Source organism: Acinetobacter sp. UBA3025 (assembly GCF_002367915.1).
In the GTDB taxonomy this organism is placed as follows: domain Bacteria; phylum Pseudomonadota; class Gammaproteobacteria; order Pseudomonadales; family Moraxellaceae; genus Acinetobacter.
On the sequence record NZ_DFDO01000199.1, the window covers coordinates 1 to 7,834 of the forward strand.

Sequence of the window (7,834 nt, forward strand, 5' to 3'; positions counted from 1 at the left end):
AAACTTTGCCGGTACGTCTTATGAGTTTTGATTATGGAAAGGTGTCAGAATAGTGGATGAATGGTTCAGCAGGACTGACTCACTTTATGACTGCACTCTCTGCACTATTCCCGGCAGGCGAAAAATTCTTTATTGATTCTGTTCGCGCTGTACGTCAGCACCCAGCAATTAAAGACAATGAAGCATTGCAAAAAGAAATTTCTGCCTTTATTGGTCAGGAAGCCATGCATACCCAGGAACATGTTGGCTTTAATGCCTCAGCGCAACGCCATGGCCATGATGTTGATACGCTAGATCGTTATACTGACCGAGTCATTCAAACTGCACGCAAAATCTTCGCGGCAGTCGGTAAGCCAGTCGGTATTACCCAGGAAATGGTCGACCTCACTGCGACGACTGCACTAGAACATTTTACTGCGACCATTGCATCTCAGTTACTGACCAATCAGCATATTCAGGAACTGATGAAAGATGACACCATGAAAACCATGTGGCTCTGGCATGCAATTGAAGAGAATGAACATAAGGCCGTGGCCTATGATGTATTCGAAGGTGTTTTCGGTAAAGGTTTAAAATCTTATCTACTGCGTACCACTTCACTGGTTGCAGCGATGGTCACGCTATTCTTTGTACAAAGCTACTTCGTATTGCGTTTATTGAAAGAAGACCGTCAGTTAAGTCTTGGAGCTTTAAAAGAAATCTATACTTATGGTTATAGCCCATCTAAAGGAATTATTACCGGTATGGGTAAAGAAATGCTGATGTACTTTAAACCTGGTTTTCATCCAAATGATCATGACACCCATAGCTTATTACAAAGCTGGAAACAAAAACTGGGCCTTTAATTTAAAACTAGATTAAAAGACTGAAGAGCAACCTAAGTTGCTCTTTTTTTTGCTCGATTTTTTAAATAAAGTTTCTATAATGCGGAGGTTAATTCTAGATAAGATGAACGAAGATGATTCGTTTGATGCAAGCTGCGGATGTACCAGCCGTTGCCAAGATTGAAACCAAAGTACAATCCCATCCCTGGACCTTTAAACAATTTGAAGATGCTGTTACTGCCTATCAAAGCACTGTGATTGAACAAGCAGGGCAAGTCGTAGGGTTCTGCATTTTACAGCCGGTGTTGGATGAAGCCAATTTATTACTGATGGCAATTGATCCTGCGCAACAGGGCAAAGGTTTAGGTTATCAGTTGCTAGATGCCTCAATTGCATTATTGAAAAATAGTCCGGTACAGATCTTTCTGGAAGTACGGGAAAGCAATGCTGCTGCGATTAAACTGTATGAAAAAACCGGTTTTCATCAGATTGACCTGCGCAAGAACTATTATCCAAATATGAATGGCACTCGGGAACATGCCATTATCATGGTGAAGTCTTGTACTGATGATTTTGCCAGCCTGTTTAAATAATATTCCGGCTCTTATTTGACGAGTAACTTACTTGATAATGGGATTATTCCATCCGCTAGGCAAGGTCGTCATCAAGGAGTTTCCCAGATGTTCAATCTCCACCGGGGTAAGGGTGCGGTTTAATCGGCGCCATTGCCCGTCAATCAATAATTCAAGCGGCAGGTATTGAGACTTGTAGGTCATTTTGGCTGAATGTGGAACCCAGTAGCCCAGATAGACAAACTGTAAGCCAAGTTTTTGAGTGTGTTCAATCTGTTTCAGAATTGCAAAGGCACCAAGGGAACGGCGGTTCTCATCAGGATCAAAGAAAGTATACACCGCTGAAACGCCATCATCGAGCAGGTCACAAGTCGATACACTGATCAGACGATCATCTTTCCATAATTCCAGAAAGAAACTATCGGTACAGCTTTGCAGTAAAAACTTTTCGAACTGGTCACGACTAGGTGGATACATATCACCATCTGCATGGCGTTCATTAATATAACGTTCATAGAGGGCGTAATGTATATCTGTGGCCTGTTCAGGATGGATAATTTTAACCGTCAAATCCTGATTACGTTTCCAGGCTTTTTTTTGCGAGCTGTTCATCTGAAATTCATGAACAGGAATACGTGAAGATAAACATTGACGGCACAGGTGGCATTCAGGCCGATAGACAAAATCACCACTACGACGGAAACCGGTACGAGAAAGTTCAGACAGCGTCACTACATCAATACGATGTGCTGGATCAAGAAAAACCATGCGCGCGGACTTATTTGGCAGATAGCTACAGTCATGCGGCGGCGTAATATAATACTGTAAATCGTTCAGTAGGGACTGTGGTTGATAAGAGTTCATAACAAGTGCCCTCTGTTATTTTCATTCACTTAATCGCGCAGACTGCGCTATTGTTTTACTTGAAAATACACCGTCTTGATACTTTTTCCAATTGATCGCAGGCTGTTTTATCACATCTTGTAACGATTTAAGATATGTGTGGCGAGAAATTGTACAGGCACCTAGACTCATCAAGTGATCATTCACCAATTGACAATCAATCCAGGGCAACTGATTTTCTCTGCCAATCAGCATTAATGTATAGAAAGCCATTTTAGAAACATCGGTTTGGGTACTGAACATGGATTCACCGAAACAGCCTTTGCCAATGGTAACCCCGTAAAGTCCACCTACTACGCGATCTTCATCCCAAACCTCAATACTATAACCATAACCCGCATTAAACAGGTCGCAATAACCTTGAATGATCTCTTCACTAATCCAGGTTTCATCTGCATAAGCGCGAGGCAATGAGCAGGAACGGATCACTCTTTCAAAAGCATGATTCACCGTAATTTTATAATCCTGCTTTTTCATGCTTCGAAGTAGCGATTTGCTGGGATGATAATCCTCTGGCCGGATAATGCAGCGTGGTTCCGGACTCCACCAACAGATCGGATCACCTTCAGAAAACCAGGGAAACAGACCATGGGTATAGGCCTCATACAAAGTAGAAGGGGAGAGGTCTGCACCGATACAAATCAGGCCTTCACCCTCAAGATCCGCTTCTTCAGGATTGGGAAAAATGTACTGTGAAGGAGGAAGAAGATGCATGCAGAATCCTGATCTTGTAATAGACTGTTTTTATCATACATAAAAAAACCGCCCATGATGGACGGTCTTTTTATTTTCGCTGCTTAGTCTAATTTACCCATGGCATCGAGATATTTTTCTGCATCCAGTGCCGCCATACAGCCTGAACCTGCAGAAGTAATCGCCTGACGGTAGATACTGTCTGCGATATCGCCTGCAGCAAATACACCCGGGATAGAGGTTTGAGTGGCATTGCCCGCGGTACCGCTTTGCACCTGAATATAGCCATCACGCAGTTCAAGCTGGCCTTCGAACATGGTGCTATTTGGTTTATGACCAATAGCAACAAACAGACCTGATACTTCAACATCCTGAGTTGAATCATCTTGGGTTGATTTCAAACGTACCGCAGTGACGCCAGTGGTATCACCCAACACTTCTTCTACCTGATGATTCCAGATAATACTGATTTTGCCTTCTTTTTCTTTTTCAAAAAGATGGTCTTGCAGGATTTTTTCAGAACGCAACGTATCACGACGATGAACTAGGGTCACATGAGAAGCGATGTTAGAGAGATATAACGCTTCTTCAACAGCGGTATTACCACCGCCCACAACCATGACTTTTTGTTCTTTATAGAAGAAACCGTCACAGGTTGCACACGCGCTCACGCCTTGACCCATAAATGCAGCTTCTGATTCCAGACCCAAGTATTGCGCAGTTGCACCAGTACAAATGATCAGGGCATCACAAGTGAACTCTTCCATATCGCCTTTCAGGACGAATGGACGAACGTTAAGGTCAACTTCATTGATATGATCATAAACAATTTCAGTACCAAAACGTTCTGCATGAGCCTGCATACGTTCCATTAAAGCTGGACCAGTCAGACCTTCAGGATCGCCAGGCCAGTTATCTACTTCAGTCGTTGTGGTTAATTGACCACCCAGTTGCAGACCTGCAATCAGGGTCGGTTTTAAGTTTGCACGCGCTGCATAGACTGCTGCGCTATAGCCAGCAGGGCCAGAACCTAAAATAATCAGTCGTGAGTGACGTGCGCTCATTCGCTGTATCCTTTTTTATTTAGAAATTTATTGAATTATACGTGAAACTGTATAACAGTGGTGTGAGATTAAAGTCGATATTATTGATCATCGAAATCGATTTAGGCTATATAGAAGAAGTACACAATAATGCATCTTTTTTGATGCAACAGGTGCATAATATGCATTTTATTGCGACGCTTTTTTTGAAGCATACCAGCAAAAGAATATTCATGAAGAATTGGTTACAGGACAGTATATGACAGCGGTGTCGAGTGCCTATGCACAGCGCTTAGTAATGACATTATTTTTAGTCTCATTTGGGATTTATCTGTTTCTTGCAACAGTGACCTATACACCATTTGATCCGGGGTGGATGCATATCTCTAGTGATACGCAGACAGTTTCAAATGCGAGTGGGGTTGCGGGGGCCTGGATTTCAGACCTGTTATTTGGCTTTCTCGGCTGGGCAAGCCTGCTGATCCCTGTTTATCTGTTTATGGAAGCAATCCAGGTCTGGTGGCCGCGCAGCTTCCTGAACCGTCCATTCCGTTATGCTGCCCAATTCTTCCTGTTATTGACCACATCAGCATTGCTGTTTCTATTCTGGCAAGTTCCAGCTGATACGCTGGACAATTCTTCAGGCGGCATTATTGGCTATGAGCTGGGCCAAAGTCTTGAACAATTACTAACTGTCTATGGCGCAGCTTTTTTCTTGCTTGTGCTTTGGGTGGTTCTGTTTACCTTGGCATTTGGTGTGAAATGGAACAAGACCTGGAGCAGTCTCAAGGCAACGCCTGCTTATCTGCAAGACCTGTTCTACCGTAATGTGCCAGAAGGTATGTCGGATTTTGACCGTACTGCACCTGTTATTAAAAAAGAAGCAGTAAAAACAGCTGCCAAAAAAGTGACAGTACCAGTCACTGCCGCACCTGAACATAATCTGGTAGAAGTCGATCCTGTAGTTCGCGATCATGTCGCTGAGCGCCTGTTTGAGGATTTTGCAGATAAAGAATCGCACCAGCCTCACCACTATGAAGAAGATATCTCTGAACCTGTACAGGCATCAGTTACAGAACCTGTTCAGGAAGCACCGCGAACAGCAGAGCCGGATCGTGTGGTGGCAACAGGAGAGGTGTGGCGTGCGTTACATTCCAATGAAGACCAGCGTCACAAGCAGGATATCGATGCTTTACTTAAAGCTGCAGAAGAAGAGCAGGCCGAATTTTCTCCTGACGCATTTGCAGCTACACCAACAAATCACAATGCTCATGAAGTGACATCATCCGCTACAGCTAAGAATAATCTGGACTGGGATGATGATGAAATTTTTGATGAGTTATTGGCAGCAGTTCCGCAAGGTAAAACCGCAACGGATGTGCATAGCCCGTTCAATTCAGCAGCAGCTGAAAAATCCCTCAGAATTGTAGAAGATGCTGGAACGGTCAGTTCCACTGCTGCTCCGCTCATGGCTGCACATGCGATTAAAAATACCAGCCTGGAAGCGGACTTTGATGATCTGGATGACTTGCTGGTTGAAGCTGATGAGCCAAAACCCGCACCTGTACGTGCATCAAGCTATGCCCAGTCTTCTGCTTTTGTTCAGGCACCGATTCAGCGTGTAGAGACAGCAGCTCAAACCGCAGCGACTAATGCAGCAGTTCGAGAAGCATTATCTAAAGAAGAATTTATTGAGGCTTGGCATGAAACTGCTGGTAAGCCTCAGGATGAAGACGAGTTTGACTTCGATGCGCCACTGACGGATGCCGCTGGACGTCCAATGTCACGTGCTATGCAGGTCGCTGAGCGCCGTAAAGATCTGTCACCATTGCCGGGTCTGGAATTGCTGGATAAAGTCGATCCGAACAAAAAAGTGAATTTCACTGAAGAGCAGTTATCCCGTTTATCAGAACTTCTGGAAATCAAGCTTCAGGAATTTAACGTTAAAGCCAAAGTAGTCGAAGCTCAACCAGGTCCGGTCGTGACACGTTTTGAACTGGACCTTGCACCTGGTGTCAAAGCTTCCAAAGTCACCAATATTTCACGTGACTTGGCCCGTTCAATGTCAATGGCTTCAGTACGTGTAGTCGAAGTTATTCCAGGTAAGCCTTATATCGGCATTGAAGTTCCGAACAGCAGCCGTGAAATGGTGCGTTTGATTGAACTGGTACAGATTCCAAAATTCAATGATCCAGATGGCATTTTGTCGATGGCCATGGGTAAGGATATTTCAGGCAATCCGGTAATTACTGAACTGGGTAAAGCACCGCATATGCTGGTAGCAGGGACTACAGGTTCTGGTAAATCGGTGGCGGTTAACTCGATGATTCTATCGATGCTATTAAAATACACACCTGATCAGTTACGCTTAATTCTGATCGATCCAAAACAGCTTGAATTGGCCAACTATAACGATATTCCACATCTGTTAACGCCAGTCGTGACTGATATGAAAGATGCAGTCAGTGCCTTGAACTGGTGTGTGAATGAAATGGAACGTCGTTACAAACTGATGTCTTTCCTGAAAATTCGTAAGCTCAGCGACTATAACCGTAAGGTAGAAGAGGCGCTTGCCAATGGTGAAGAGCTATTTGATCCAACCTGGAAAGCGAGTGAATCAGTCGCAGGGGAACGTGCACCGCGCTTAACGCCATTGCCATCGATTGTGATTGTTGCCGATGAGTTCGCGGATATGATCATGCAGGTCGGTAAGAAAGCTGAAGAGATGATTACCCGTCTGGCACAAAAATCCCGTGCTGCCGGTATTCACCTGTTACTGGCAACTCAGCGTCCCTCAGTAGATGTGATCACTGGTCTGATCAAGGCGAATATTCCGACACGTGTCGCACTTCGTGTGAACTCGAAAATCGACTCACGTACCATTCTCGATGCAGGTGGTGCAGAAGATCTGCTCGGTCATGGTGACATGCTGTTCCTTGGCCCGGGTAAAATTGAGCCGGAGCGTGTACACGGTGCCTTTATTGCCGATGATGAGGTGAACCGGATCTGTGATGCATGGCGTGAACGTGGTGCACCAAACTATGTGGATGAGATTCTGACCCCATTTGATGAAGAACCGTCTAGTCGCGGCTTTGAGGATGGTGGAGATGGTGGATCGGATCGAGATGCGCTGTATGACCAGTGTGTGGCTTTTGTTTTGGAAACCCGCAAAGCATCAACTTCATCTTTGCAGCGTAAGTTCAGTCTAGGTTATAACCGTGCTGCACGGATCATTGACCAGATGGAAGAAAATGGTATTGTCAGCTCAATGGGTGCCAATGGTAAGCGTGAGATCCTGGTTTAAATCCAGAATTTCTAGCGATTAAAAAAGCCTGCTTTAAGCAGGCTTTTTTTATGCATTTCAACTTATGCAAATTTTTCTAATACTGCCAAGAACTCGGCACTTTGACGCGGATAAGTGGCAATCACGTCATGAATGCGCTGTCCTTCCGGATTGGTGGCGTTAAGATCGCGACCGTCTGCGACAAATTTGGTTAGCAGGCGCTCATAGTCAAAAGGGCGCATATGCTTGAATGCATGATAAAGCACATGGAAATCTGCATTGACGCCTGCAGGAGGAAGCTGATTCAGGTAGGCATATACACGCTCATCTGACCATTCTTCGTTAAAGGTCGCTGGTTGAGATAATGCCATCGCAATCTCCTTGATGTAATTCTTCGGCATGAAAAAAAGGCAAAATATGAGTTCGCAAGAGGCAAAGTCTTATCATGCACTTTGTCTATTCGAAGGATCACTTCACGTTTTGAGACTAGGTAAAATAGTAATTACTATCAAGTCA

The 7,834-nt window shown here is 44.4% G+C and carries 6 protein-coding genes and 1 pseudogene; 3 read left to right on the plus strand and 4 right to left on the minus strand.

The genetic code is table 11. The features are described from left to right. Both B4J23_RS08260 and rimI read left to right on the plus strand, forming a co-directional pair. Positions 1–845, plus strand: a pseudogene (locus B4J23_RS08260) (metal-dependent hydrolase); the annotation flags it as partial. A 113-nt stretch (positions 846–958) separates the two neighbouring features. After that, positions 959–1,417: a ribosomal protein S18-alanine N-acetyltransferase gene (gene rimI / locus B4J23_RS08265; protein ID WP_034704424.1), complete on the plus strand. Its 459-nt coding sequence runs from the start codon at positions 959–961 to the stop codon at positions 1,415–1,417. Between the two features lie 27 nt (positions 1,418–1,444). Here the strand turns inward: rimI and B4J23_RS08270 are convergent, their stop codons facing one another. The 3 genes from B4J23_RS08270 to trxB all read right to left on the minus strand — a co-directional run bounded on the left by B4J23_RS08270 (position 1,445) and on the right by trxB (position 4,056). Further along, the gene (locus B4J23_RS08270; protein WP_291359901.1) at positions 1,445–2,260 is read right to left on the minus strand and encodes an arginyltransferase; all 816 of its coding nucleotides are present in this window, start codon (positions 2,258–2,260) and stop codon (positions 1,445–1,447) included. Positions 2,261–2,281: 21 nt separating this feature from the next. After that, positions 2,282–3,013: a leucyl/phenylalanyl-tRNA--protein transferase gene (aat, locus tag B4J23_RS08275; protein WP_291359903.1), complete on the minus strand. Its 732-nt coding sequence runs from the start codon at positions 3,011–3,013 to the stop codon at positions 2,282–2,284. Positions 3,014–3,096: 83 nt separating this feature from the next. After that, entirely contained in the window at positions 3,097–4,056 is a 960-nt protein-coding gene (gene trxB, locus B4J23_RS08280; RefSeq protein ID WP_004783272.1) for a thioredoxin-disulfide reductase, read from the minus strand. A gap of 238 nt (positions 4,057–4,294) precedes the next feature. Here trxB and B4J23_RS08285 point away from each other — a divergent pair, with 238 nt between their 5' ends. Then, positions 4,295–7,339: a DNA translocase FtsK gene (locus B4J23_RS08285; RefSeq protein ID WP_291359906.1), complete on the plus strand. Its 3,045-nt coding sequence runs from the start codon at positions 4,295–4,297 to the stop codon at positions 7,337–7,339. Between the two features lie 62 nt (positions 7,340–7,401). On the opposite strand, the gene B4J23_RS08290 is transcribed toward B4J23_RS08285, so the two are convergent. After that, the gene (locus B4J23_RS08290; protein ID WP_004783267.1) at positions 7,402–7,689 is read right to left on the minus strand and encodes a PA4642 family protein; all 288 of its coding nucleotides are present in this window, start codon (positions 7,687–7,689) and stop codon (positions 7,402–7,404) included. Positions 7,690–7,834 lie beyond the last annotated feature (145 nt).